The 24632-nt window shown below is 63.0% G+C and carries 21 protein-coding genes; 15 read left to right on the top strand and 6 right to left on the bottom strand.

Annotation, left to right across the window (positions count from 1 at the left end; translation table 11 throughout):
• Window positions 1-5: 5 nt before the first annotated feature.
• From BMG00_RS00500 to BMG00_RS00450, 11 genes are all read left to right on the top strand, one after another.
• Complete coding sequence (locus tag BMG00_RS00500) at window positions 6-2333, top strand: nitric oxide reductase activation protein NorD (protein ID WP_078573060.1); 2328 nt, start codon at window positions 6-8, stop codon at window positions 2331-2333.
• A gap of 18 nt (window positions 2334-2351) precedes the next feature.
• Complete coding sequence (gene rpe, locus BMG00_RS00495) at window positions 2352-3053, top strand: ribulose-phosphate 3-epimerase (RefSeq protein ID WP_078527445.1); 702 nt, start codon at window positions 2352-2354, stop codon at window positions 3051-3053.
• A 98-nt stretch (window positions 3054-3151) separates the two neighbouring features.
• Entirely contained in the window at window positions 3152-4060 is a 909-nt protein-coding gene (locus BMG00_RS00490) for an MBL fold metallo-hydrolase (protein ID WP_078573059.1), read from the top strand.
• A gap of 2 nt (window positions 4061-4062) precedes the next feature.
• On the top strand, window positions 4063-5019 hold the full coding sequence (locus BMG00_RS00485; protein WP_078527441.1) for an MBL fold metallo-hydrolase: 957 nt from the start codon (window positions 4063-4065) through the stop codon (window positions 5017-5019).
• Window positions 5020-5027: 8 nt separating this feature from the next.
• Entirely contained in the window at window positions 5028-5582 is a 555-nt protein-coding gene (locus BMG00_RS00480; RefSeq protein ID WP_078573058.1) for a thioredoxin family protein, read from the top strand.
• Window positions 5579-6241, top strand: coding sequence for a phosphoglycolate phosphatase (locus tag BMG00_RS00475; RefSeq protein ID WP_078573057.1), 663 nt, complete (start codon window positions 5579-5581; stop codon window positions 6239-6241). The genes BMG00_RS00480 and BMG00_RS00475 overlap by 4 nt, the downstream gene beginning before the upstream one ends.
• A complete protein-coding gene (locus BMG00_RS00470) occupies window positions 6235-6936 on the top strand; it encodes an HAD family hydrolase (protein WP_078573056.1) in 702 nt (233 codons plus the stop codon). Before BMG00_RS00475 ends, BMG00_RS00470 begins: the two co-directional genes overlap by 7 nt.
• A gap of 48 nt (window positions 6937-6984) precedes the next feature.
• Window positions 6985-7848: an MBL fold metallo-hydrolase gene (locus tag BMG00_RS00465; RefSeq protein WP_168172743.1), complete on the top strand. Its 864-nt coding sequence runs from the start codon at window positions 6985-6987 to the stop codon at window positions 7846-7848.
• A 68-nt stretch (window positions 7849-7916) separates the two neighbouring features.
• Window positions 7917-8357: a protein tyrosine phosphatase family protein gene (locus tag BMG00_RS00460; RefSeq protein ID WP_078527431.1), complete on the top strand. Its 441-nt coding sequence runs from the start codon at window positions 7917-7919 to the stop codon at window positions 8355-8357.
• Between the two features lie 9 nt (window positions 8358-8366).
• Window positions 8367-10118 (top strand): SulP family inorganic anion transporter, encoded by a 1752-nt coding sequence (locus tag BMG00_RS00455; RefSeq protein ID WP_078573055.1) that lies wholly within the window; start codon window positions 8367-8369, stop codon window positions 10116-10118.
• Between the two features lie 127 nt (window positions 10119-10245).
• A complete protein-coding gene (locus BMG00_RS00450) occupies window positions 10246-11004 on the top strand; it encodes a helix-turn-helix transcriptional regulator (RefSeq protein ID WP_078528090.1) in 759 nt (252 codons plus the stop codon).
• An 87-nt stretch (window positions 11005-11091) separates the two neighbouring features.
• On the opposite strand, the gene tsf is transcribed toward BMG00_RS00450, so the two are convergent.
• The 5 genes from tsf to BMG00_RS00425 form a co-directional block, all read right to left on the bottom strand.
• Entirely contained in the window at window positions 11092-11973 is an 882-nt protein-coding gene (gene tsf / locus BMG00_RS00445) for a translation elongation factor Ts (protein WP_078527427.1), read from the bottom strand.
• A gap of 68 nt (window positions 11974-12041) precedes the next feature.
• The gene (rpsB, locus tag BMG00_RS00440) at window positions 12042-12818 is read right to left on the bottom strand and encodes a 30S ribosomal protein S2 (protein ID WP_078527425.1); all 777 of its coding nucleotides are present in this window, start codon (window positions 12816-12818) and stop codon (window positions 12042-12044) included.
• A 313-nt stretch (window positions 12819-13131) separates the two neighbouring features.
• On the bottom strand, window positions 13132-14403 hold the full coding sequence (glgC, locus tag BMG00_RS00435) for a glucose-1-phosphate adenylyltransferase (RefSeq protein WP_078527423.1): 1272 nt from the start codon (window positions 14401-14403) through the stop codon (window positions 13132-13134).
• Between the two features lie 22 nt (window positions 14404-14425).
• Complete coding sequence (glgB, locus tag BMG00_RS00430) at window positions 14426-16576, bottom strand: 1,4-alpha-glucan branching protein GlgB (RefSeq protein WP_078573054.1); 2151 nt, start codon at window positions 16574-16576, stop codon at window positions 14426-14428.
• Between the two features lie 7 nt (window positions 16577-16583).
• Complete coding sequence (locus BMG00_RS00425) at window positions 16584-18986, bottom strand: glycogen/starch/alpha-glucan phosphorylase (RefSeq protein ID WP_078573053.1); 2403 nt, start codon at window positions 18984-18986, stop codon at window positions 16584-16586.
• A 164-nt stretch (window positions 18987-19150) separates the two neighbouring features.
• Between BMG00_RS00425 and BMG00_RS00420 the strand changes: the two genes are divergently transcribed.
• The 4 genes from BMG00_RS00420 to BMG00_RS00405 all read left to right on the top strand — a co-directional run bounded on the left by BMG00_RS00420 (window position 19151) and on the right by BMG00_RS00405 (window position 23532).
• Window positions 19151-20737 carry an alpha-glucosidase gene (locus BMG00_RS00420; RefSeq protein ID WP_078573052.1) on the top strand — a complete coding sequence of 529 codons (1587 nt, stop codon included), beginning with the start codon at window positions 19151-19153 and terminating at the stop codon, window positions 20735-20737.
• Between the two features lie 176 nt (window positions 20738-20913).
• The gene (locus BMG00_RS00415) at window positions 20914-21816 is read left to right on the top strand and encodes a PfkB family carbohydrate kinase (protein WP_078573051.1); all 903 of its coding nucleotides are present in this window, start codon (window positions 20914-20916) and stop codon (window positions 21814-21816) included.
• Window positions 21813-22736 carry a pseudouridine-5'-phosphate glycosidase gene (locus BMG00_RS00410; protein ID WP_078573050.1) on the top strand — a complete coding sequence of 308 codons (924 nt, stop codon included), beginning with the start codon at window positions 21813-21815 and terminating at the stop codon, window positions 22734-22736. Before BMG00_RS00415 ends, BMG00_RS00410 begins: the two co-directional genes overlap by 4 nt.
• A gap of 85 nt (window positions 22737-22821) precedes the next feature.
• Complete coding sequence (locus tag BMG00_RS00405) at window positions 22822-23532, top strand: DUF502 domain-containing protein (protein ID WP_078527413.1); 711 nt, start codon at window positions 22822-22824, stop codon at window positions 23530-23532.
• Here the strand turns inward: BMG00_RS00405 and BMG00_RS00400 are convergent.
• Entirely contained in the window at window positions 23514-24551 is a 1038-nt protein-coding gene (locus BMG00_RS00400) for a patatin-like phospholipase family protein (protein ID WP_078573049.1), read from the bottom strand. The genes BMG00_RS00405 and BMG00_RS00400 overlap by 19 nt on opposite strands.
• Window positions 24552-24632 lie beyond the last annotated feature (81 nt).

Raw genomic sequence — 24632 nt, 5'->3', positions numbered from 1 at the left:
GAGCGATGAAGGTCGATCTCGACGACTATCGCGAGGAGCTGGTCAAGGCCGCGCCCGAGTTGGAGGACAGCCTGGAGGGGCTCTTCCACGAGGCAGCGCGGCTGATGTCGCCCGCCGGTCTGAAGGACTACATGGACGGCGCGCGCGCGATGATCTCGCTCGGCAAGGGGCCGCGCCTGCTGATCTCCTATCTCGACGAGATCCCGCAGGTGGTGAAGGAATGCGGCGAAGATTCGATCCGTGACGTGGTCGGCGCCGTGCTGAAACTGGCCTCGATGGTCTCGGGCGAGGTGCTGATCTTGATGATCGACACCCTGCCCGGCGCCGCGCGGCGCTTCGGTGACCCGGAATTGCTGCGCGGCTATCTCGCGCTGCTGCACCGGCTCGCGGCAAATGCGCCGCGCGGCCTGCGCCCGATGTTCGGCGTGCTCGAAGAGCTGCTGTCGAAACTCACCCTCTCCGGCCTGCGCCGCTGGGTGGATTTCGGCGCCGAGGCCTATCGGCGTGACCTGCCGAAACAGGCGGATTATTTCGGCCTCGTCTCCGAGGACAGCCGTGCGATCCTCAAGCAGGAACGCCGCGGCACGTTGTTCATCGACAGCCAGCGTCGCCTCAACTTCTACCTGCGTGCCTTCTGGGGCCGCGATTTCTTCCTGCGTCCCTCGGCAGCCGATTTCACCGGCTTTCGGCCCTTCATCGAAGACGGCGCGCTGCATTTGCCGGACGCGGTCGATGGGATCGGCGCTGTCTCGGGGCTCGACCTCTACCGCGCAATGTGCGCGCACATGGCGGCCCATATCGTCTATTCCGATAAGGGGCTGGGCCAGGAGGCGCTCAATCCCGCGCAGATCTTCCTCATCGGGATGATCGAGGATGCCCGCGTCGAATATTGCGCGATCAAGGCCTTTCCCGGGCTCGCCACGATGTTTCGCAACCTCATGCCGCAGTCCGAACCCAAGGCCTATGAGCATGAGACGATGTATCTGCTCGAGAAGGTCGCGAAGGCGCTGATCGAGCCGGGAATGCGCACGGGCGATATCGAGATCGACAATCTCGTGGAGACATTCCATTCCGAGATCGCGGGCAATGAGCGCGAGACGATGTTGAGTTGGGCGCTTGGGGTGGAGCTTTACAACCTACTCGCCCAACGTCGTGCGGTGCCGTCCCTGCGAATTCTCGAAAGCCTCAACATTCCCTATCGCGACGACAACCGCTTCATCTGGTCGCTGGACGATTACGATTGGAACAACAGCTCCGCCTACCAGCCCGATCAGGGGCAGGTCCGCAAACATGTCGGGCTGATGGAATTCGTCAACGAGGTCGATGTCGAGACCGCTGGAGACGATGCGCAAGAGGTCTGGGTGCTGTCTTCGGAGCTTTTCCCCTACGAGGATGAGGGCGTCTCCTATAACGAGATGGAGGGCAAGGAGCCGATCTCGGATCCGTTCCATTACGGCGAGTGGGATTACAAGGTACAGCTGATGCGTCCGAGCTGGTCCACCGTCTACGAGCGCCGTCCAGGCAAGGCCGACCCGGAGAGCATCGACAAGATCCTGACCGAGCATCGCGGCATCCGCCACCGGATCAAGCAGATCGTGGACCGGCTGCGCCCGCAGGGCGTGTCGCGCCAGCGGCGGCTGGAGGATGGCGACGAGCTGGACATCAATGCCGCCGTCGATGCGATGGTGATGAGCCGGATCGGCATGCAGCCCGACACCCGCATCACGATGCGCAACGTGATCAACCGGCGCGATCTGGCGGTGGTGATCCTGCTCGATCTATCGGAATCGACCAATGAAACCGTGCGCGGATCGGACAAGACCGTGCTGGAGCTGACCCGCGAGGCTTCGGCGCTCGTGGCCTCGGCGATCTCGGGCATCGGCGATCCCTTCGCGATTCACGGGTTTGCCTCGGATGGCCGTCACGACGTGCACTATTACCGGTTCAAGGATTTCGAGCAGCGGCTCGACGAAGACGCCAAGGGACGGCTTGCGGGAATGAAGGGCGGGCTATCGACGCGGATGGGGGCAGCGATGCGCCATGCCGCCCATCACCTCGCCGGCCGGTCGGAGGCGCACAAGCTGCTTCTGATCGTAACCGATGGCGAACCCGCCGATATCGACGAACGCGATCCGCAATATCTGCGCATGGATGCCAAGAAGGCGGTTTCCGAATTGCAGCAGATGGGCGTAAACAGCTATTGCCTGACCCTGGACCCGGAGGCAGACCGTTACGTGTCGCGCATCTTCGGGGCCAATAACTACACCATCATCGATCAGGTCGAGCGCCTGCCCGAGAAACTGCCGACCCTGTTCGCGCAACTGACGAAATGAGCCGCCAAGGAGGCCCCCATGAGCTTTGACCGTTCCATCAAGATCGCGCCCTCGATCCTCTCGGCCGATTTCGCCAATTTCGGCGCCGAGATTCGCGCCATCGAAGATCAGGGCGCCGATTGGGTCCATATCGACGTCATGGACGGGCATTTCGTGCCCAACCTCACCTTTGGGCCGCCCGCGGTGAAGGCGTTCCGTCCGCATGTGAAGACTTTCATGGACGTTCACCTGATGATCGCGCCCGTGGACCCCTACATCGAGGCCTATGCCGAAGCGGGCGCCGACATGATCGTGGCGCATTGGGAGGCTGGTCCGCACCCGCACCGCACGCTTCAGGCGATCAAGGCGCAGGGCGTGAAATGCGGCATTTCGCTGAACCCCGGCACGCCCGCGAACGTGATCTCGGAGCTGCTGGATCTCGTCGACATGGTTCTCGTGATGAGCGTGAACCCCGGTTTCGGCGGACAGAAATTCATCCCCACCAGCATCAACAAGGTTCGCCAAGTGCGCGAAATGATTGGTGATCGCGAGATTCACATCCAGGTCGATGGCGGAGTCGATCCGACCACTGTCGGCCCGCTCGTCGAGGCCGGTGCGGACTGCTTCGTCGCAGGCTCGGCCGTGTTCAAAGGCGGCTCGGTCGACAAGCCCGAAGTCTATGGCCAGAACATCGCGGCCATTCGCGCGGCGGCAGAAGGGGCGCTCAAGGCGGCCCAGTGAGGGTGCAAGTAGATCGCGTTTGTGTGAACTGACCGCTTGCCCTGCGACATTCCGTCCGTCATATTCGCAGAATTGAATACCAGTAAGGGAGGACTGGCATGAAATTCACGCGACGCACCATTCTGCGTGGGGCCATGGCGGCAGGCGCCATGAGTGCCCTGCCCCGGCTCAGCTTCGCCGCCACCTCGCTCGAGATGGGCTCGGCCCGGATCGACACGCTTTCAGATGGCAATCTCGTCTTGCCGCTTGGCTTCGTGAGCGACAATCCCGCGGCCAAGCCGATCCTCGAGAGCTACGGGATCACCGGCGATGCGGTCGAACCGCCCTGCAATGTCACGCTCTATCGAGACGGCACGAACACGGTTCTGTTCGATGTGGGCTCGGGCAATGACTTCATGCCCACCGCAGGCAAGCTGACCGAGGCGATGGACGCGCTTGGCGTGGCCCCCGAGGATGTGACCCATGTGGTCTTCACCCACGGCCACCCCGATCACCTCTGGGGCGTGCTCGACGATTTCGACGAGCCGTTCTTCTTCAATGCCCAGCACATGATGGGCAAGACCGAGTTCGATTACTGGATCGACCCGGCCACGCAGGACAGCATCGACGACGGGCGCAAGACCTTTGCCGCCGGCGCGCTGCGCCGCCTCGAGACGCTTCAGGATCAGATCGCAACCTTCGGAGATGGCGAGGAAATCCTGCCCGGAATCATGGCGCAGATGACCCCCGGCCATACGCCCGGGCATATGTCCTATCAGGTGAAGAACGGCAGCGCGCAGGCCTTCATCATCGGCGATGCGATCGTGAACCATTACCTTGCCTTCGCGGCCCCTGCGATGGCGGCTGGCTCGGATCAGGATCCCGATCTGGGCGCGACGACCCGCGTGGCGCTCCTCGACCAGCTGGCTTCGGAAAAGATGCCGATCGTCGGCTTCCACCTTCCCGAAGGCGGGCTCGGGCATGTCGAGCGTGACGGCGATGCCTATCGTTACGTTCCCGAGGTCTGAGAATGAAAAAACTTTTTCTGACCAGTGCATTGGTGGCCCTGCTTCATGTGACGCCCTCCCTCGCCTCCGAGGATGTGCCCGACATGTATCCGGGTTCGGTCCTGTATTCGAAGCCCTATGAGGTGATCCCCGGCGTCTGGACCGCGATCGGGGCCACCGCGCCGCCGACCTACGAGAATGCGGGCCATAACAACAATCTCAGCTTCATCGTCACGGGCGATGGCGTGGTCGTCGTCAATTCCGGCGCCTCCTACCAGCTCTCCAAGGCGCTGCATGACGAGATTAAGGCCGTCACCGATCAACCGGTGAAGCTGGTGATCAACGAAAACGGCCAGGGCCATGCGATGCTTGGCAACAATTACTGGATCGCGCAGGGCATTCCGGTGCTTGCCCATGCCGATGCCGCCGAAGAGTTCAAGCATGACATGGCTGGCGCCTGGGATGCGCTGAAACGCTACGGGCAGGAAACGGCCGAGGGCACCGACCCGATGTTGCCCACCGAGACCTTCGAGGATGAGAAGGTCATCACGATGGGCGATTTCGAGATCCACGTGATGCATCTCGGCCCCGCTCACAGCCCCGGCGACACGCAGGTCTGGCTGCCCAAGCAAAGCTTCATGATCGCGGGCGATATCGCCTTCTCCGAACGGATGCCGCCGATCTTCTCGGGCACCTGCACGAGCTGCTGGATCGAGACCTTCGAGACGAAATTCATCCCGCTCAATCCGACCTTCATCATCCCCGGCCACGGCCATCCGACCAATCTCGAAAAGGTGACGCGCGGCACGACCGGCTACCTGCATTATCTGCGCGACAAGATTGGCGAGCATATCGACAATGGCGGCGATCTTGCCGGCGCCTATTACGTCGACCAGAGCCCCTACAAGAACCTCGACACGTTCGAGGAGCTGGCGACGAAAAACGCGGGCGTCGTCTACGAGGAAATGGAATTCGAATAGGAGATCCCATGGCTGTCACACCCCCCGTCTGCGATTTCGGCTGGAAGGCTCCGGGCTTCACGCTTCCGGGCACCGATGGCAAGGATTACAGCTTCGATGACATCCGCGGCCCCAAGGGCACGCTAGTGATGTTCATCTGCAACCATTGCCCCTATGTCCAGTCGATCCTCGACCGTATCCTGCGCGATGCGGCCGAGTTGCAGGCGGCAGGGATCGGCGTCGTGGCGATCTCGGCCAATGACGCCGACGACTACCCCGAGGACGGTTTCGAGAACATGGCCAGGCTTGCGAAGGAGAAGGGTTTTTCCTTCCCCTATCTCTATGACGAAAGCCAGACCGTCGCGAAGGCCTATGGTGCGGCCTGCACCCCCGATTTCTTCGGCTTCAACGCAGAAGACGAGCTGCAATATCGCGGGCGGCTCGATGCGTCGACCAAGCAGGCGGGCCCGGCGGATGCACGGCGCGAGCTTTACGAGGGGATGATGATGGTGGCCGAAACGGGCGTCGGCCCGGAGGATCAGATCCCGTCCATGGGCTGCTCGATCAAGTGGAAAGCCGCATGAGCGATGCGCCTTCCATCGTCTTCGATCTCGACGGCACCCTGATCGATTCCGTCCCGGCGATCCATTCCGTTTCGAACGCGGTGTTGAGCGATCTGGGCTTCGAGCCGCTGTCGCTTTCGACGATCCGCAGCTTTGTCGGCAAGGGGGTGCCGAACCTCGTCCGGCAATTGCTCATCACGTCCGGCGAAGACCCCGACGGGCCGCTTTTTTCCCGCGTGGAACATGCGCTGGTCAAGCGTTACGAGACCGATGTGGAGGGCAATGTGCCCTATCCCGGCGTCATTGCCGCTCTCGATGCGCTCAAGGCGAAGGGCTGCCGGATGGCGGTTTGCACGAACAAGCCCTTCGCCCCGGCCGAGGCGGCTTTGCGTCATGTCGGGCTTTGGGACTATTTCGAGCTGACGCTGGGCGGGGATTCCATGCCCACCCGCAAGCCCGAGCCGCAGATGCTGCACCATTGCCACGCAGCCCTTGGCGGTGGTCGGATGATCTATGTGGGCGATAGCGAAGTCGATGCCGAGACGGCCGTGAATGCAGGCGCCCCTTTCGCGATCTATTCCGAGGGGTATCGCAAGGCGCCGCTGCATGAAGTGCCCCATGACGTGGCCTTTTCGGATTGGGCGATGGTGCCCGGTCTGGTGGAGGGCTGGAAATGGTGAGCGCGCTGATCTTCGACGTGGACGGAACACTCGCGGAAACCGAAGAAGCGCATCGCCGCGCCTTCAACGAGACTTTCGCGTCCCGCGGGATCGACTGGGACTGGTCACAGGAGGACTATCGCGAACTCCTGAAGACCACCGGCGGAAAGGAACGCATGGCGCGCCATCGCGACGAGGTCGGCTTCGGCCCGTCCGACGGTGAGATCGCCGACCTGCACAAGCTCAAGACCGCGCGCTATGTCGAGATCATCGCCTCGGGAGAGGTTCCACTGCGCCCGGGCGTGGCCGAACTGATCGAGGCCGCGCGCATGGCCGGGCTCCCGCTCGCCATTGCGACCACCACGAACCGGCCCAATGTCGACGCGCTGATCCGCGCGACGATGAACGCCGAGCCCGGCTCGATCTTCAAGGCCATCGCGGCGGGTGACGAGGTGAAGGCCAAGAAACCCGCGCCCGACGTGTTCGCGCTGGCCCTGAGCCGCCTGGACCTGCCCGCCGAGGCCTGCATCGCCTTCGAGGATAGCGAAATGGGCCTCAAATCGGCGCAAGGTGCGGGGCTGCGCGTCGTGCTCACACCATCTGCCTATACCGACGGCGGGGATTTCTCCTCCGCCGATTGGATCATTCCCGATCTCTCGCATCCCTTACCGTCCGAGATCCGGCAAGGGCTGGGACAGAGTGCCGCAATTTCATAGTCTTTTGCCCCGCCACATATCCGGGGCAGGTTAACGGAGGCCGCCATGATCAAACCTGACGTCAAAGCGTTTTTCGACACTGCGACTTTCACCGTCTCCTATGTGGTGAAGGATCCCGGGAGCAAGGCTTGCGCCATTGTCGATAGCGTTCTCGATTTCGATTATTCCTCGGGCCGGACGGATACCAAATCCGCCGACGAGGTCATCGCCTATGTGCAGGAACAGGGGCTCGAGGTGGAATGGATCCTCGAAAGCCATGTCCATGCCGACCACCTCTCGGCCGCGCCCTATATCCAGGAACGTGTCGGCGGCAAGATCGGTATCGGCGACCGTATCCAGGTCGTGCAGGACACCTTCGGCAAGATCTTCAACGAAGGCACCGAGTTCCAGCGCGACGGCAGCCAGTTCGACCAGCTCTTCAAGGAAGGCGACACATTCTCGGTCGGCGCGCTGGAGGGGAAGGTGCTCCACACGCCGGGTCACACGCCCGCCTGCCTTACCTATGTGATCGGTGACGCCGCCTTTGTGGGCGATACGCTCTTCATGCCCGATTTCGGAACCGCACGTTGCGACTTCCCGGGTGGCTCGGCGGAAACGCTCTATGCGTCGATCCAGAAGATCCTCACCCTGCCCGACGACACCCGCATCTTCGTGGGCCACGACTACAAGGCGCCGGGCCGCGACGAATATGCCTGGGAGACCAGCGTGGCCGAGGAGAAGGCGCGCAACATCCATATCGGCGGCGGCAAGTCGGAAGAGGAATTCGTCAAGATGCGCACCGAGCGCGACGCGACGCTGGCGATGCCCAAGCTGATCATCCCCTCGCTGCAGGTGAACATGCGCGCAGGCCAGATGCCGCCGAAGGATGAAAAGGGCAACACCTATCTCAAGGTGCCGGTGAACGGGCTCTGAGACAGCACAGGGGGCGGGAGGCGAACACCCGCCCCGATTTTTGACTGGCAGGACATACAGGAAACCAGATGGAACCGCGCAAACTCTCAGACAATTTCTCGGTCGCGCCGCAGATCGAACCCGAGGACGTGGCCAAGCTCGCCGAGATGGGCTTTCGCACGCTGATCACCAACCGCCCCGATGAAGAGGTGGATGAAGAGCACAGCTCGGCGGCGATGGCCAAGCTCGCCGCCAAGCACGGGATGAACTATCACTACCTGCCCTATTATCCGGGCGAGATGACCTTCGACCTCGTCGCCGATTACGAGGCGATCATGAAATCCGCGCCCAAGCCCGTCTTCGCCTATTGTCGCTCGGGCACGCGCTCGTCGCATCTTTGGGGGATGAGCGAGGCGGGCAAGATGGATCTCGACAAGATCATCGAGACCGCCGCCCATGCCGGCTACGATCACAGCTCGCTGATCCCGGTTTTGAAATTCTACGCCACGCGCCGTGGCAAGATCCTCTGATAAGACCATATGCTCAAAAGATATTTCCCGATCCTCACTTGGGGGCGCGAGTACAACCGCGCCACCCTTGAGGCCGACCTGATCGCGGCGATCATCGTCACGATCATGCTGATCCCGCAATCGCTGGCCTATGCACTGCTCGCGGGCCTTCCGCCCGAAGTCGGTCTTTACGCCTCGATCTCGCCGCTCATCATCTATGCGCTTCTGGGCACCTCGCGCCCGCTTGCGGTGGGACCGGTGGCGGTGGTGTCGCTCATGACGGCGACGGCGGTGGGCGATCTCGCGGCCAAGGGGACGCCGGAATATCTGGGCGCGGCGATCGCACTCGCCTTCATCTCGGGCATCATGCTGCTGGTGATGGGTCTGCTCCGGCTCGGCTTCATCACCTCTTTCCTCAGCCATCCGGTGATCGCGGGGTTCATCTCGGCCTCGGGCATCCTGATCGCGGCGGGGCAGCTGAAACATTTCCTCGGCATCAAGGTCTCGGGCAAGACGATCCCGGAAGTGGCCGAGGGGATCTGGACGAATATCAACCAGATCAACGTCCCGACCGTGCTGATTTCGATCTTCGCGATCGGGTTTCTCTACTGGTCGCGCAAGGGCCTGAAGCCCGTTCTGATCAAGCGCGGAATATCAGAGCGGCTTGCCTCGGTCCTCGTGCGCGCAGCACCCGTGGCCGCGGTCATCCTGACGATCCTCGTGACCTGGGCACTCGGGCTTGAGAAATGGGGGGTGAAGGTCGTGGGCGAGGTGCCGAAAGGCCTGCCGGCCCCCACCCTGCCCCCGTTCGATCCCGCGCTCTGGGGGCAGCTCTTCGTGCCCGCGCTGCTGATCTCGATCATCGGCTATGTCGAGACGATCTCGGTGGCCCAGACGCTTGCCGCGAAGAAGCGCCAGCGCATCGACCCCGATCAGGAACTCGTGGCTCTGGGCGGCTCGAATATCGCGGCCTCGATCTCGGGCGGCTTCCCGGTGACCGGGGGATTCGCGCGTTCGGTGGTGAATTTCGAGGCCGGGGCAGCCACCCCTGCCGCCGGCGCCTTCACCGCGATCGGCATGGCGGTCGCGACTTTCACGCTGACACCCGCGCTCTACTTCCTGCCGCAGGCAACGCTCGCCGCGACGATCTTCGTGGCGGTGCTGACGCTGGTCGATCTCGGTGCGATCAAGCGCATCTTCACCTATTCGCCCGGCGACGCGATGGCGATGGTGGCAACGATTGTCGTGACGCTGCTCGACGGTGTCGATGTCGGCATCGCAACCGGGGTGATCCTTTCGATCGGCTTGCATCTGTGGCGCAGCTCGCGCCCGCATGTGGCCGAGCTTGGGCAGGTGCCCGGCACCGAACATTTCCGCAATGTGCTGCGCCACCGCGTCGAGACCGCACCGGGCGTGCTGAGCCTGCGTGTCGACGAAAGCCTCTGGTTCCCCAATGCGCGTTTCATCGAAGAGCTGATCTATGACCGTATCGCCGCCGACAAGTCGATCAAGCATGTCGTGCTGAACTGTCCCGCGATCAACCATATCGATTCCTCGGCCCTCGAGGCGCTCGAACAGGTCAACGATCAGCTCAAGGATGCGGGCGTCCGGCTCCATCTGTCCGAGGTGAAAGGCCCGGTCATGGATCGCCTCACGCGCTCGGATCTGATCACCCATCTCTCCGGCCAGATCTACCTGACGCATTTCGATGCTCTTGCGACGCTGGCCCCCGAGACGACCCGGGATTGTGCCGATCTGTCACGTTGTGAAACACATCGATAACAAGGGGTTGCACTCAGGTTCATAAACAGTGCAGTCACAATCCTGACCTTAGGTTATGATTGTTGCGTCAAAGACCTCTCCTTTGCTACCGAAGGGCGAACGAGAGGCAGACGCGGGGCTGCGCTGGATGCTGAGTTTTTGTGAAAAGATTTTAAGATCTCGCGACATCAAGGAGATCTGGGACACCCATTGCCGGGAGATGGCGCATTACGGGTTCAGCCGCGTCATCTATGGCTTCACGAGCTTTCGCACCGCCAACAGCCTTGGCGATGTGGACGACATGCTGATCCTGTCTAACCACGAGCCGGAATATCTGGAACTCTTCGTGGGCGGCGGTCTTTACCGCGATGCGCCGATGGTTCAATGGGCGGCGGCCAATGACGGCGCGGCCTCCTGGCGGCTGCTGGCGGACCGGATCAATCGAAACGAACTCAGCCCCGCAGAGATCGCGGTGATCGACCTCAACAATCGCTTCGGGATCCGCGCGGGCTACTCGATCGGCTTCGGCGACGCCTCGAGCCGGTCGCGTGGCGGCATGGGCCTTGTCGGGCGTCCGGGGCTGAGCCAGGACGATGTCGACCGGATCTGGGCCGAGAACGAGCGTGAGCTGATGGCGAAGAACAGTCTCGTCCATCTGCGGATCTCGACCATGCCCTTCGCGACGGCGCGCCGCGCGCTGACCAATCGCCAGCGCGAAGTGCTCGAATGGGTCGCTGACGGCAAGACCACCGCCGATATCGCGATCATCATGGGGCTCACGCCGTCGACGGTGGAAAAGCACCTGCGGCTTGCGCGAGAGGCGCTCGATGTCGACACCACCGCTCAGGCGGTGATGAAAGCCTCTTTGCAAAAACAGATCTTTCTCAACGCGACCATGCCGCGCTGACCGCGCCCAGCTGGATTGAAAGGCACGGAAATGAAAAACGCCGCCCCAAGGGAGCGGCGCTTCCTGTTCTGATCAGATCGCTGCGGCTCAGTTGCCCGCTGCGGTCTTCGCGACCTCGGCAGCGAAATCTTCTTCTTTCTTCTCGATGCCTTCGCCGACTTCCATGCGCACGAAACCGGTGACTTCGACGCCAGCTTCTTTCGCGGCCTGACCGACGGTGATGTCGGGGTTGATCACGAATTGCTGGTTGAGCAGGGTCACTTCAGCCACGAATTTCTTCATGCGGCCTTCGATCATCTTCTCGATCACCGCTTCGGGCTTGCCCGATTCACGTGCGATGTCGATCTGGACCTGCTTTTCCTTCTCGACCACGGCCGGGTCGAGATCGGCTTCCGAAAGCGCGGCCGGGTTGGTCGCGGCGATATGCATCGCGATCTGCTTGCCGATGCCGTTATCGGCACCGTTCAGAGCGACGAGCACACCGATCTTGCCCATGCCTTCGGCAGCCGCGTTGTGCACGTAATGCACCAGCGTCTCACCTTCGAGCATGTGCATGCGGCGCAGGGTCATGTTCTCGCCGATGCGCGCGATGGCGTCGGTGAGCACGTCTTCCACGGTCTTGCCACCCAGATGCGCGGCCTTCACGACCTCGACGCTCTCGCCGGTTTCCAGCGCGACTTCCGCGATGTCGGCGACGAGCTTCTGGAAATCGGCGTTCTTCGCGACGAAGTCGGTTTCCGAGTTGATTTCGATCGCGACGCCCTTGCCGCTGTCGACGGCGAGCGCGACGAGGCCTTCGGCGGCCACGCGGCCGGATTTCTTGGCGGCCTTCGCGAGGCCCTTGGTGCGCAGCCAGTCAACGGCGGCTTCCATGTCGCCATCGGTTTCGGTCAGCGCTTTTTTCGCGTCCATCATGCCTGCGCCGGTCGATTCGCGCAGTTCCTTCACCATTGCAGCGGTAATCGCCATGGTCGGATCTCCTTTGAAGAAGTCAGCGAGGGCGGGATAGCCCGCCCTCATGTCATTGCAGTGACGGCTCAGGCGTCGGCTTCGATGCCGGCCTCGGCGAGAGCTTCCTCGACCGGGGTATCGGCCAGCGCGCCGAGGTCCACACCGGCGGCGCCCATCTGGGCGCTCATGCCGTCGAGGGCCGCGCGCGAAGCGAGGTCGCAATAGAGCGCGATGGCGCGGGCCGCGTCGTCGTTGCCCGGGATCACGTAGTCAACGCCTTCGGGCGAGCAGTTCGAGTCGACCACGGCCACGACCGGGATGCCGAGCTTCTTGGCTTCCGCGATGGCGAGGTCTTCCTTGTTCACGTCGATCACGAAGAGCAGGTCCGGCAGACCGCCCATTTCGCGGATGCCGCCCAGCGACGCCTGCAGCTTGGCCTGGTCACGTTCCATGCCCAGACGCTCTTTCTTGGTCAGACCACCAGCGCCCGACTCGAGTTTCTCGTCGATCTCGTTGAGACGCTTGATCGACTGGGAGACGGTCTTCCAGTTGGTCAGCGTGCCGCCGAGCCAGCGGTGGTTCATGTAGTACTGCGCGCATTTCTCGGCCGCATCGGCGATCGGCTTGGCCGCCTGACGCTTGGTGCCGACGAAGAGAACGCGGCCGCCCTTGGCGACGGTGTCACGAACGACTTGCAGAGCCTGGTCGAGCATCGGCACGGTCTGGGTCAGATCGAGGATGTGGATCCCGTTCCGCTCGCCGTAGATGTACTGGCCCATGCGGGGGTTCCAGCGCTGCGTCTGGTGACCAAAGTGAACGCCAGCTTCCAAGAGCTGACGCAGGGAGAAATCGGGAAGCGCCATGTCCATTTCCTTTTCCGGTTTGCGCCTGAGCGGAGGGTCTCAGGGCATATGCCCCAACCGGTGGACCTTTGGGGATGTCTCCCCCATCGGCCCGCCTCCGCCTGTGAAGTGCGCGCGATATAGACGCTTGAGCCGGATATGGCAAGCCCCGGAATGGAAATGAAGGACAGGGGCGCTGCCCCTCTTCGGCTTCGCCGAATTCACCCCGAGATATTTGGATCAAGAAGAAACGGGCCCATTCCTTCTTCTTGAGATAAATATCTCGGGGGTGAGGCGCGGGACGCGCCGAGGGGGCTGGCCCCCTGCCCCGCTCTCAATCAAGCGCTGCTGCGCGTTTGTCGAGCATGCTTTGCGTGATCAGCACCACGCCGCCTTCCGAGCGGCGAAACCACTTCGCATCCTCTTCCGGGTCCTCGCCCACGACGAGACCTTCGGGAATGGTCACGCCGCGATCGATCACGCAGCGCGTCAGCTGCGCCTTGCGGTTTACCGTCACGTAAGGCAGCACCACCGCGTGTTCGAGCGACGAGAAACTGTGCGAGCGAACGCCCGTGAACAGCAGCGAATTTCGCACCTCCGAGCCCGAGACAATGCAATCCCCCGAGATCAGCGAGGAAATCGCGGTGCCGCGCCGGTTTTCCTCGTCATGGATGAATTTCGCGGGCGGCACGATCTCGGCATAGGTCCAGATCGGCCATTCACTGTCGTAAAGATCCAGTTTCGGGGTGAAATCGGTCAGGTCGATATTGGCCTGCCAGAACGCATCCACAGTCCCGACATCGCGCCAGTAGGGTTCGGTCTCGAGCCCGGTCGTCACGCAGCTGTCGGAGAACTTATGCGCCATCGCCTTGCCGTGACGCACGATCTGCGGGATCAGGTCATGGCCGAAATCGTGGCTCGAATTGGGATCTTCCATGTCGCGCACCAGCAGCTCGCGCAGGAATTGCCAATCGAAGACATAGATCCCCATCGAGGCCAGCGAATGGGTCGGATCGTCGGGCATGCCTGGCGGGTCCTTGGGCTTTTCGAGGAAGTCGGTGATCTGGCCCGAGGCATCGACCGCCATCACGCCGAAAGCGGTGGCCTCCATCCGCGGGACCGTGAGGCAGCCGATCGTGACATCGGCCTGGGTCTCGACATGCTGGCGCAGCATGACCTCGTAATCCATCTTGTAGATATGGTCGCCCGCGAGGATGACGACATATTTCACGCCGTAATCCTCGATGATGTCGATGTTCTGGGCGACGGCGTCGGCGGTGCCCTGGTACCAGCGGCTTTCGGCCACGCGCTGCGAGGCGGGCAGGATGTCGAGATATTCGTTGCGTTCGGCGCGAAAGAAGTTCCAGCCGCGCTGGACATGGCGGATCAGGGAATGGGCCTTGTATTGCGTGGCAATCGCCATTTTCCGGATGCCCGAGTTCAGCGCATTCGACAGCGCGAAGTCGATGATCCGTGTCTTGCCACCGAAATAGACCGCCGGTTTGGCGCGCCGGTCGGTGAGTTCCTTCAATCGGCTCCCGCGGCCGCCGGCCAGCACGAAGGCCATCGCCTGGGCGCTCAGTCGCGTATTGGGTTGCGGTTTCATGCTTTCCCCCCTTGCTGTTCCTTCAACTCGATTGTGGCGCGAACATCACCACCGAGAGTGGCGGCAGATAGACCTCCGCACTGTGATCGCGATGTGACTGGGTGAAGGTTTCGGCCTCCACCGCGCCGAGATTGCCGCGGTTCTCCCCGCCGTAATGACCCGAATCCGTGTTCAGGATCTCGACCCAGTGCCCGCCCTGCGGCACACCGATCCGGTAGCTGCGCTCGACCGGCGTGAGGTTGGCCGCCACCACCACCGGCACGCCCCCCGGCGCGTGGCGTTCGAACACATAGACCGAGGCCTCGGCATCGTCGGCGGCGCTCCAGGAAAACCCGGCCGGATCGCAATCGCCCCAATGCAAAGCGGGCGTCTCGCGATAGAGGCGGTTGAGGTCGCGCACGAGATTGCGCAGTCCCGCATGGCGCGGATCGTTGAGGAGATACCAGTCGAGCTCGCGCTCGTGGCTCCATTCCGACCATTGTCCGAATTCCTGCCCCATGAAGAGCAGTTTCTTTCCCGGATGCGCCCATTGGAACGCGTAAAAAGCGCGCAGATTGGCAAATTTCTCCGAGTCGTCGCCCGGCATCTTGCCCAGCATCGAGCCCTTGCCGTGAACCACCTCGTCATGGCTGATCGGCAGGATGAAGTTCTCGGAAAACGCATAGGAGCTGGCGAAGGTCAGCTCGTTATGGTGGTGCTTGCGATAGATCGGGTCGCGGGCGAAATAGCGCAGGCTGTCATTCATCCAGCCCATATTCCACTTGTAGCCGAAACCAAGCCCGCCTTCATGGACCGGCATCGTCACGCCCGGAAATGCGGTGCTTTCCTCGGCCACCGTCATGATCCCCGGCGCGCCGCCATAGGAGGCCGCGTTCATTGCCTTGAGAAACTCGATCGCTTCGAGGTTTTCGCGCCCGCCAAATTTGTTGGGCACCCATTCGCCGGCCGCGCGCGAATAGTCGCGATAGAGCATCGAGGCCACCGCATCCACGCGCAGGCCGTCGAGGTGATATTGCTCGAGCCAGAAGAGCGCGTTGGCGAGCAGGTAATTCGACACCTCGCGCCGCCCGTAATTGTAGATCAGCGTGTTCCAGTCCTGATGGAAACCCTCCTTGGGGTCGGCATGTTCATAAAGCGCCGTGCCGTCGAACCGCTTGAGCCCGTGATCGTCGGTCGGGAAATGCCCCGGAACCCAGTCCAGGATGACGCCGAGGCCGCGCCGGTGCGCCGCATCGACGAATTCGGCGAATTCCTCGGGGCGGCCATGGCGGATGGTCGGCGCATAAAGGCCGATGGGCTGATAACCCCACGATCCGTCGAACGGGTGCTCGGTGATCGGCAGCAGCTCGATATGGGTGAAGCCCATGTCGCAGGCGTAATCGACGAGCTTTTCGGCCAGTTCGTGATATGAGAGCGGCCTGCCGCCCTCGTCCCAGACGCGCACCCAAGACCCGAGATGCACCTCGTAGATCGAGATCGGTGCGTGGCGCTCTTGCGCGGCGGCGCGGGTCTCGCACCAGGCCCCGTCCCCGAAGCGATGCAGGCCCAGCTTGCGCACGACCGAGGCCTGCGCGGGCGGATGCTCGGCCCCGAAGCCCAGCGGGTCGGCCTTGAGCGGCAGAACCTTGCCCGCGGCGTCCAGCAGCTCGTATTTGTAAAGCGCCCCCTCGTGGATGCCCGGCACGAAAATCTCCCAGACCCCGGTCGCGCCCATGCGCCGCATCTGGTGATGCCGCCCGTCCCAGAAATTGAACTCTCCCACGACCGAGACGCGCCGCGCATTGGGTGCCCAGAGCGCAAAATGCACGCCTTCGACGCCCTGATGGGTGATCGCATGGGCGCCGAGCTTCTCCCAAAGGCGCTTATGCGTGCCCTCGCCGATCAGGTATTCGTCCATCGCGCCCAGTACGGGTGCGAATGCATAAGGGTCATCGAAATCCCAGGTTGCCTGCGCATTTTGCGCACGCAGGCGATAGGAAGGTTCGCCCCATTCGCCCGTGAACACGCCCGGCACGATCTGGGTCAGCTCGGTCTCGGACGTGCCGAGCGCCCAGACGCGCTCCGCCCCGGGCACCAGCGCCACGATCTCGCCCGCATGCAGCCCCAGAGCGGAAAATGGATCGGGGTGTCGCGCCTCGATCAGGGTTCGAGCCTCATCCGGGGTCAGTCTCATGTCGCTCCTAGGCCTTGAGGGCCGATTGGGTATTCCAGATCTCGTCCATATAGCCGCGGATCGCCCGGTCGGAGGAGAAGAACCCCATCCGCGCGGTATTGAGCACGGCTTTCTCCGCCCAGCTTGCGCGATCTGCAAAGGCGGCGTCCACCTCTTTCTGCGCAGCCGCATAGGCTTCGAAATCGGACGCGACGAGGAAATAATCGCTGTGCCACATATTGTGGACCAGATCGTGATAGCGTTCGGGTTCTTCCGGCGAGAAACGCCCCTCCGCGATCATCTGGAGCACATCCTGCAAGCTCTGGCTTTGCAAGATCGCATGACGCGCATGTTCGGGATCCTTGCGCCGCTCCATCACCTCGTCGGCGGTCATGCCGAAGAGGAAGAAGTTTTCCGCCCCAACCTGCTCGCGGATTTCCACATTCGCGCCGTCGAGCGTGCCGATGGTCAGCGCCCCGTTGAGGGCGAATTTCATGTTGCCCGTGCCGGAGGCTTCCTTGCCGGCGGTGGAGATCTGTTCCGACAGATCCGCCGCCGGGATCAGCCGCTCTGCCATCGAGACGTTGTAATTGGGCGGGTAGACAATCTTAAGGCGCCCGTCGACATAGGGGTCGTTATTCACCACTTCGGCCACGTCATTGATCAGACGGATGATCTGCTTGGCGGTGTAATAGCCCGGCGCCGCCTTGCCGCCGAAGAACTTCACGCGCGGCTGGTAATCGGCCTGCGGGTTCTCGCGCATCTCGTGCCATTCCGCGATGGTCTGCAAGATGTTCAGAAGCTGGCGCTTGTATTCGTGGATACGCTTCACCTGGATGTCGAAGATCGCATCGGGGTCGATGGTGATGCCCTGCGTCTCGGCCACCCACTGCGCCAGCCGCTCCTTGTTGCGACGTTTCGCACCCATGAAGGCGTCACGGAAGGCGGCGTCTTGCGCGTAGGGTTCCAGCTCGCGAAGCCGGTCGAGATCGGCTTCCCAGCCATCCCCGATCGTGTCGATGATCAGGTGCGACAGGTCGGAATTCGCCATGCGCAGCCAACGCCGCGGCGTGATCCCGTTCGTCTGGTTGATGATCCGCCCGGGATGGAGCTTGTCGAGTTCTGGAAAAAGATTGCGCTTGATCAGCTCGGTATGGAGCGCCGAGACCCCGTTGACCTTGTGCGAGGTGATGAAGGCCAGCTCCCCCATCCGCACCTCCTGATGCTTCACGATACCCACGTAATGCGGGCGTTTCGGGTTCATCTTGAGGTGCCACGCGTCGATCTGTTCGATGATCTGCATGTGGCGCGGCAGAACCGTGCCCATCAGATAGGTCGCCCAGCGTTCGAGCGCCTCGGGCAAAAGCGTGTGATTGGTATAGCCGAGACATTGCAGCGCGATCTCCATCGCCGCGTCGAATGCCATCCCGTGCAGGTCGATGAGGATCCGGATCAGTTCCGGCCCCGCAATCGCCGGGTGCGTGTCGTTCATCTGGATCGCGACGTAATCGGGCAGTTCCGACAGCGAACGATCCGCCGCGAGGTGGCGCCGGATGATGTCCTGAAGTGCCGCCGAGGTCAGGAAATACTCTTGCTTGAGCCGCAATTCCTTGCCCGCGAAGGTCGTGTCGTCGGGATAAAGAACGCGGCTGAGCGTGCGCGCCAGCGCCTCGGGTTCGGCCGCGGCCGCGAAATCGCCATGGTTGAACCGCGCGAGGTCGAACTGTTCGGTGGGCTTGGCGGACCAGAGCCGCAGAGTGTTGGCCCATTTGCCTTCCCAGCCCACGACCGGCATGTCATAGGCCTCGGCGATCACGGTCTCGGCGGGCTCCCAGACGGGCTTGCCATCGACCATCGCGACATGGCCCTTGAAACCGATCTCGTAGGCGGCCTCGGGACGCTCGAACTCCCAGGGATGACGCTGTTTCAGCCAGTCCTCGGGGCTCTCGACCTGACGCCCGCCCTCGAAACGCTGCTTGAAAAGCCCATGCTCGTAGCGGATGCCATAGCCATAGCCCGGGCAGCCCAGCGTCGCCATGCTTTCCATGTAGCAGGCCGCGAGCCGCCCCAGACCGCCATTGCCCAGGGCCGCGTCGGGTTCGTTCTCGACCACCGCATCCCAATCCAGCCCCAGCCCCTCGATCGCCTCGCGGCAGGTTGCCCGGATGCCCAGATTGATCGCCGCATCCTCGAGCATCCGCCCGATCAGGAACTCCATCGAGAGGTAATAGACTCGCTTGCGCCCCTCGTCCCAGGTGCGCCGGGTCGCGGCGAACCACGGTGCGACCACCCGGTCACGGATCGCGAGGCTCAGTGCCATGCGCCAGTCGTAAACCGACGCGTGATCGGGATCCTTGCCCATCGAATAGGTGATGTGATGCAGGATTTCGTCACGCAGAATTTCGGCTGAGGGCAATTGGGTGTCTTTCACGCGGGAGGTCTCCGATACACGGCAGATATCAATTGATTGATGGGGCGCACCCCGGGCAAGGTCAAGCAAGCGGGGCGAAACCCGGCGCGAAGCGGTTGTCGTTTGCGCTAACAAACCTATGCTTGCCGCGAGAACGGGCAACAGGAAAATTTCAGGAGCGTTTCATGGCCAAGGATTGGTGGCGCGGTGCGGTCATCTACCAGATCTATCCGCGCAGCTTTCAAGACGACTCGGGCGACGGCATCGGCGATCTCAAGGGGATCACCCGCAGGCTCGATCATGTCGCCTCGCTGGGCGTGGACGCAATCTGGCTGAGCCCGATCTTCACCTCGCCGATGGCCGATATGGGCTACGACGTCTCGAATTACCGCGACATCGACCCGCAATTCGGAACCCTTGCCGATTTCGACGCGCTCGTCGCCAGGGCCCATGAGCTCGGCTTGAAGGTGATCATCGACCAGGTGATCTCGCACAGCTCCGACCAGCACCCGTGGTTCAAGGATTCCAAGAAGGCCGGCGCGAAGAAGGACTGGTATGTGTGGGCCGATGCCAAACCCGATGGCAGCCCGCCCAACAACTGGCAGTCCGTCTTCGGTGGCTCGAGCTGGGAATGGTCGCCCGAGCGCGGCCAGTATTACCTGCACAATTTCCTGATCGAGCAACCCGACCTGAACCTGCACAATCCGGAGGTGCAGGACGAACTGCTCGACGTGCTGCGCTTCTGGCTCGAACGCGGCGTGGACGGGTTCCGCCTCGATACGGTGAATTACTATTTCCACGACCCGGAGTTGCGCGACAACCCGCCGATGGAGCCCGATCCCGAGCGCTGGCCGCCGATCTCGACCTATGACATGCAGGATCATGCCTTCGACAAGAACCGCCCCGAGAACCTTCCCTTCCTGCAAAGGATGCGCGCGCTGATGGATGCGTTCGAGGCCCGGACGCTGGTGGGTGAAGTGGGCGAGGCGCCCCACCGCGCGCTGGGAATCATGGAGGAATACACTTCCGGCAAGGCGCGCCTGCACATGGCCTACAGTTTCGACATGCTCGGGCCGAAATTCTCTCCGACGCACTTTCGTTCCAAGATCGAAGGGTTCTTCAAAGGCGCGCCCGATGGCTGGCCAAGCTGGTCCTTTTCCAACCATGACGTGCAGCGCCATGTGACGCGCTGGGCGAAATTCGGCACCGAAGATCACATCGCCAGGCTCGCCATCGCCATGCTCGGCTCGTTTCAGGGCACGATCGGCATCTATCAGGGCGAGGAGCTTGGCCAGACCGAGACCGATCTGGCCTATCACGAACTGATCGACCCGCCGGGGCTGCGTTTCTGGCCGGAAAACAAGGGGCGCGACGGCTGCCGCACGCCGATGGTCTGGGACGAGAGCGCCAATTCCGGATTCTCGACGGTGACGCCATGGCTGCCGGTCAAAGCGCCGCAAGCCGCGCGCGCGGTCTCTCGGCAGGACGCGGATGACAGCTCCGTGCTGGCCCATTACCGCCACGTGCTGGCCTTCCGAAAGGCCAATCCGGTCCTGCGCACCGGGCGTACCACGTTTCTCGACCTGCCCGATCCGGTTTTGGGCTTCGTTCGCGAGAGTGACGACGCCCGTCTCACCTGTCTTTTCAATCTCGGCCCCGAGACGGTAACTCTCGAGATACAAGGCACGCTGACCGGCCCCTGCATCGAGGCGCGAACGCAGGGAGACCGGATCACGCTCGGCCCCAATGGCGCGGCCTGGCTCATCGGCTGAAAAAAAAGGGGGCGCTGCCCCCTCTTTCCTTACGGAAATTCACCCCCGAGATATTTTCATCAAGAAGAAGATGATTTCGCGCTTCTTCTTGATGAAAATATCTCGGGGGTGAGGCGCGCCGCGCCGAGGGGGCAGCGCCCCTTGCTCCGCCCGCCAAACCGCGCCACAGAAGGTTCATGACAGAATCCCGTCCCGACATTCTCTGCATCGGCTCGGTCCTTTGGGACATCATCGGGCGCGCGAGCGTGCATATGCGCACCGGCTCCGATGTGCCGGGCCGAATCGAGCGGCTTCCGGGTGGCGTTGCGATGAATATCGCGATGACGCTGCGCCGTTTCGGTCTCACGCCCGCGGTGCTCACCGCACTGGGTCGCGACAGCCAGGGCGAAGACCTGATCCGGGCCGCGGAGGTGCTCGGGATCGATTGCGCCTATCTCTACGTCTCCGAGGATCTGCCGACGGATCGTTACATGGCGATCGAAGGCGCGAACGGGTTGGTCGCGGCCATCGCGGATGCGCATTCCCTCGAGGCTGCGGGCGACAAGATCCTGGCGCCTCTCGCCGATGGGCGACTGGGCTCCGAGGCCGAGCCCTGGGAGGGGCCGGTCGCACTTGACGGCAACCTCACCGAAGCGCTTCTCAGCCAGATCGCGCATTCGCCGCTGTTTGCGAAATCCGACCTGCGGGTTGCGCCCGCGAGCCCCGGCAAGGCCGAACGCCTGATGCCTCTGCTCTCGCACCCGTCCGCCACGCTTTACGTCAATCTCGAAGAGGCGGGCATCCTGTGCCAGCGCAGTTTCGAGAGCGCCGAGGCGGCAGCCGAGGGGCTACTGGAACGCGGTGCGCATCGGGTGCTCGTGACCGATGGCGGCAAGGCCGCGGCCGATGGCTGCGCGAGTGCCGGCGGGGTGATCGCCGCGGCCCCTCCCCCCGTTCTCGTAACCCGCGTCACCGGCGCGGGCGATACTTTCATGGCCGCGCATCTCGTGGCCGAACGTCAGGGCGGCACCCGTGCGGAGGCGCTCGAGCGCGCGCTCCTCGCCGCGGCCCGCTATGTTTCCGGAGAGCTTGCGACATGACCAACGCCCCCCTCACCTTTTCCGACGAGGTCGCCAAGGCCCAGGCCGATGGACGCCCCATCGTCGCGCTCGAATCGACGATCATCACCCACGGGATGCCCTATCCGCAGAACCTCGAAACCGCGCAGCGTGTCGAAGCGGAAGTGCGCGCATCCGGTGCGGTCCCTGCAACGATCGCGGTGATGGACGGTCTGATCCATATCGGGCTCGAGCAGGACGCGCTCGAGCGGCTCGCTCGTACGAGCGACGCGATGAAGGTCAGCCGCGCCGATCTGGCGGTCTGCCTCGCGAAAGGCGCGACAGGCGCGACCACCGTGGCCGCGACGATGATCTGCGCCCATCTCGCGGGGATCGAGGTTTTCGCGACCGGCGGGATCGGCGGTGTGCATCGCGGCGCCGAGGAGAGCTTCGACATCTCCGCCGACCTGCTCGAACTCGCGCAGACGCCGGTCAGCGTGGTCGCGGCGGGTGCGAAGGCCATTCTCGATCTTCCGAAAACGCTGGAGGTTCTGGAAACACATGGCGTGCCGGTCATCGCTTTCGGGCAAGACGATTTTCCTGCCTTCTGGTCGCGCAGCTCCGGCCTGCCTGCGCCGCTGCGCGCCGACACGCCCGCCGAGATCGCACAGGCGCAAATCGCCCGCGCGAGCCTCGGCCTGCCCGGCGGACAGCTGATCGCCAACCCGATCCCCGCCGAGGCCGAAATCGCGCGCGAGGAGATCGTGCCGGTGATCGAAGAGGCGCTGGCCGAAGCCGACGCCCGGCGCATCGCCGCGAAGGCCGTCACGCCGTTCCTGCTCTCGCGCATCTTCGAATTGACCGGAGGCCGCTCGCTCGAGGCCAATATCGCCCTCGTTCTGAACAATGCACGGCTGGCTGCCGCAATCGCGGGCGAAATCACGGCCGCGCGCCGCGGCTGACGCGATTGCCATTGCTGAAAGCGCGGGCGGTGCCTAGATAGCTCGCAGATCCCGCGCCTCAGGCGCCCGTGCCCATGAGAGGCCCATGACGAAACCCGAAGAAAATCCCCCGCGCAAACGCTCGCGTTTCGCAGCACTGCGCGCGTCCTTTTTCACCGGGTTGATCGTGGTCGCGCCGATCGGTCTGACGATCTGGCTGATGTGGACGATGGCGGGCTGGGTCGATGGCTGGGTGCTGCCGCTGGTGCCGCCGGAACTGCGCCCCGAGCGTTATATCGGCGTCAATGTGCGCGGCATCGGCGTGATCATCTTCCTGATCTTCACCGTGGTCGTGGGATGGCTCGCCAAGGGTTTCTTCGGGCGCACCATGATCCGCTTCGGCGAGAGCATCGTCGATCGGCTGCCGCTGGTGCGTACGGTCTATAACGGGCTCAAGCAGATCGCCGAGACCGTGCTCAGCCAATCCGAGGCGAAATTCGACCGTGCCTGCATGATCGAATATCCGCGCGAAGGGCTCAAGGCGATCGCCTTCGTTTCCTCGACCGCGAAGGGCGAGATCGCCCAGAAGGCGGACGATGCGGACCCGCTGATCTCGGTCTTCCTGCCAACGACGCCGAACCCGACCTCGGGGTTCTTGCTGTTCGTGCCCCAATCGCAGGTCACCTATCTCGACATGTCCGTCGAGGATGCGGCGAAGCTGATCATCTCGGCCGGCCTCGTCTATCCGCAGCCCAAGGAGGCGAAAGGCAAGGACGGGCGCAAGATCAAGGCGAAACTTCAGTCGAACAACGAGTGAAGATCGGTCGAGGCCTCGACCCCGATCTTGTCGGCATGGGCCTCGAGCCAGGCATCGGCCGCGGCCCGCCCCGCCTCCTTGAGCTTTTGCAGCATCCCCCATTCGGGCAGGATCTTCGACTTGCTGCTCAGGCGGGTCATGACGTCGTCATCGGCGATCATGTGGATCAGGACATCCTTCATCGCCCCTTCCGGGAAACGTCCCTCGGCAATCAGGCGGCGCACGAAATTGATCGCGCGCAGCTCGCGCAGGAGCGAGGAATTGAAGCTGATCTCGTTGATCCGCTCCTCGATCTGCGCGGGCGTCGTCGGGATACCGTCCCGCAACAGCGGGTTGATCGATATAACGACGACATCGCGCGGGAACCGCGGCTCGAAGAGCGGGAACAAGGGAGGGTTCCCGGTGAAACCGCCATCCCAATAGGCCTCGCTCTTGCCGGTCTTGGGATCGTCGATTTCCACGGCGCGGAAAATCTCGGGCAAGCAGGCGGAGGCGAGGATCGCGTCCGCCGTGATCTCGTCACGTGAAAAGACCCGTATCTTTCCGGTGCGCACATTCGTGGCCGAAACGAAAAGCGCCGGGTCTGCGGCTGCGCAGACATCCTCGAAGTGGAATTTCTCGACCACCGACGCGAGCGGGTTGATGTAGAACGGTCCCGTGTCATAGGGCGAGAACACACGCGAGATGCCTTCGATGAAAGCCGCAGGTGTGAAGGCGTCGAACCAGCGCATGATCGCCTCACCGCCGGGAAGCTCGGCGGGAAGGATGCGATTGAGCCGAAGATCTACGGTTTCCGAGACCTGCCCCCAGAGCCGTTCGAGCTCGGCACGCGCGCCCTCGCGGCCGCCGCGCGCATATCCCGCCTTGAAAGCCGCGCCATTCAGCGCCCCGGCCGAGGTGCCCGAGATCGCGGCATAGTCCAGCCAGTCCTCTTCAAGGAAGTGGTCGAGCACCCCCCAGGTGAAGGCGCCATGCGCGCCGCCGCCCTGAAGGGCAAGGTTGATCCGTTTGCGTTTCATGGCCTGCCTCTGTCACGTCCGCTGTCGGGAAACAGTTATGCTGCAACGCAGCAATGGCAAGCGCACATCGCATCGCAAATG

It is taken from the genome of Thioclava marina (assembly GCF_002020135.1).
GTDB classification, from domain to species: Bacteria; Pseudomonadota; Alphaproteobacteria; order Rhodobacterales; family Rhodobacteraceae; genus Thioclava; species Thioclava marina.
This window is presented reverse-complemented; position numbering and strand designations above follow the sequence as displayed.

Bases quoted from the DNA above. Each gene is read 5' to 3' on its own strand.
- BMG00_RS00490 (WP_078573059.1), top strand. From the start codon at position 3,152: ATGAAATTCACGCGACGCACCATTCTGCGTGGGGCCATGGCGGCAGGC.
- BMG00_RS00415 (WP_078573051.1), top strand. From the start codon at position 20,914: ATGACAGAATCCCGTCCCGACATTCTCTGCATCGGCTCGGTCCTTTGG.
- BMG00_RS00455 (WP_078573055.1), top strand. From the start codon at position 8,367: ATGCTCAAAAGATATTTCCCGATCCTCACTTGGGGGCGCGAGTACAAC.
- BMG00_RS00405 (WP_078527413.1), top strand. From the start codon at position 22,822: ATGACGAAACCCGAAGAAAATCCCCCGCGCAAACGCTCGCGTTTCGCA.
- BMG00_RS00420 (WP_078573052.1), top strand. From the start codon at position 19,151: ATGGCCAAGGATTGGTGGCGCGGTGCGGTCATCTACCAGATCTATCCG.
- BMG00_RS00485 (WP_078527441.1), top strand. From the start codon at position 4,063: ATGAAAAAACTTTTTCTGACCAGTGCATTGGTGGCCCTGCTTCATGTG.
- tsf (WP_078527427.1), bottom strand. From the start codon at position 11,973: ATGGCGATTACCGCTGCAATGGTGAAGGAACTGCGCGAATCGACCGGC.
- BMG00_RS00450 (WP_078528090.1), top strand. From the start codon at position 10,246: ATGCTGAGTTTTTGTGAAAAGATTTTAAGATCTCGCGACATCAAGGAG.
- BMG00_RS00500 (WP_078573060.1), top strand. From the start codon at position 6: ATGAAGGTCGATCTCGACGACTATCGCGAGGAGCTGGTCAAGGCCGCG.
- glgB (WP_078573054.1), bottom strand. From the start codon at position 16,576: ATGAGACTGACCCCGGATGAGGCTCGAACCCTGATCGAGGCGCGACAC.
- BMG00_RS00460 (WP_078527431.1), top strand. From the start codon at position 7,917: ATGGAACCGCGCAAACTCTCAGACAATTTCTCGGTCGCGCCGCAGATC.
- BMG00_RS00470 (WP_078573056.1), top strand. From the start codon at position 6,235: ATGGTGAGCGCGCTGATCTTCGACGTGGACGGAACACTCGCGGAAACC.
- BMG00_RS00410 (WP_078573050.1), top strand. From the start codon at position 21,813: ATGACCAACGCCCCCCTCACCTTTTCCGACGAGGTCGCCAAGGCCCAG.
- rpe (WP_078527445.1), top strand. From the start codon at position 2,352: ATGAGCTTTGACCGTTCCATCAAGATCGCGCCCTCGATCCTCTCGGCC.
- glgC (WP_078527423.1), bottom strand. From the start codon at position 14,403: ATGAAACCGCAACCCAATACGCGACTGAGCGCCCAGGCGATGGCCTTC.
- BMG00_RS00475 (WP_078573057.1), top strand. From the start codon at position 5,579: ATGAGCGATGCGCCTTCCATCGTCTTCGATCTCGACGGCACCCTGATC.
- BMG00_RS00400 (WP_078573049.1), bottom strand. From the start codon at position 24,551: ATGAAACGCAAACGGATCAACCTTGCCCTTCAGGGCGGCGGCGCGCAT.
- rpsB (WP_078527425.1), bottom strand. From the start codon at position 12,818: ATGGCGCTTCCCGATTTCTCCCTGCGTCAGCTCTTGGAAGCTGGCGTT.
- BMG00_RS00480 (WP_078573058.1), top strand. From the start codon at position 5,028: ATGGCTGTCACACCCCCCGTCTGCGATTTCGGCTGGAAGGCTCCGGGC.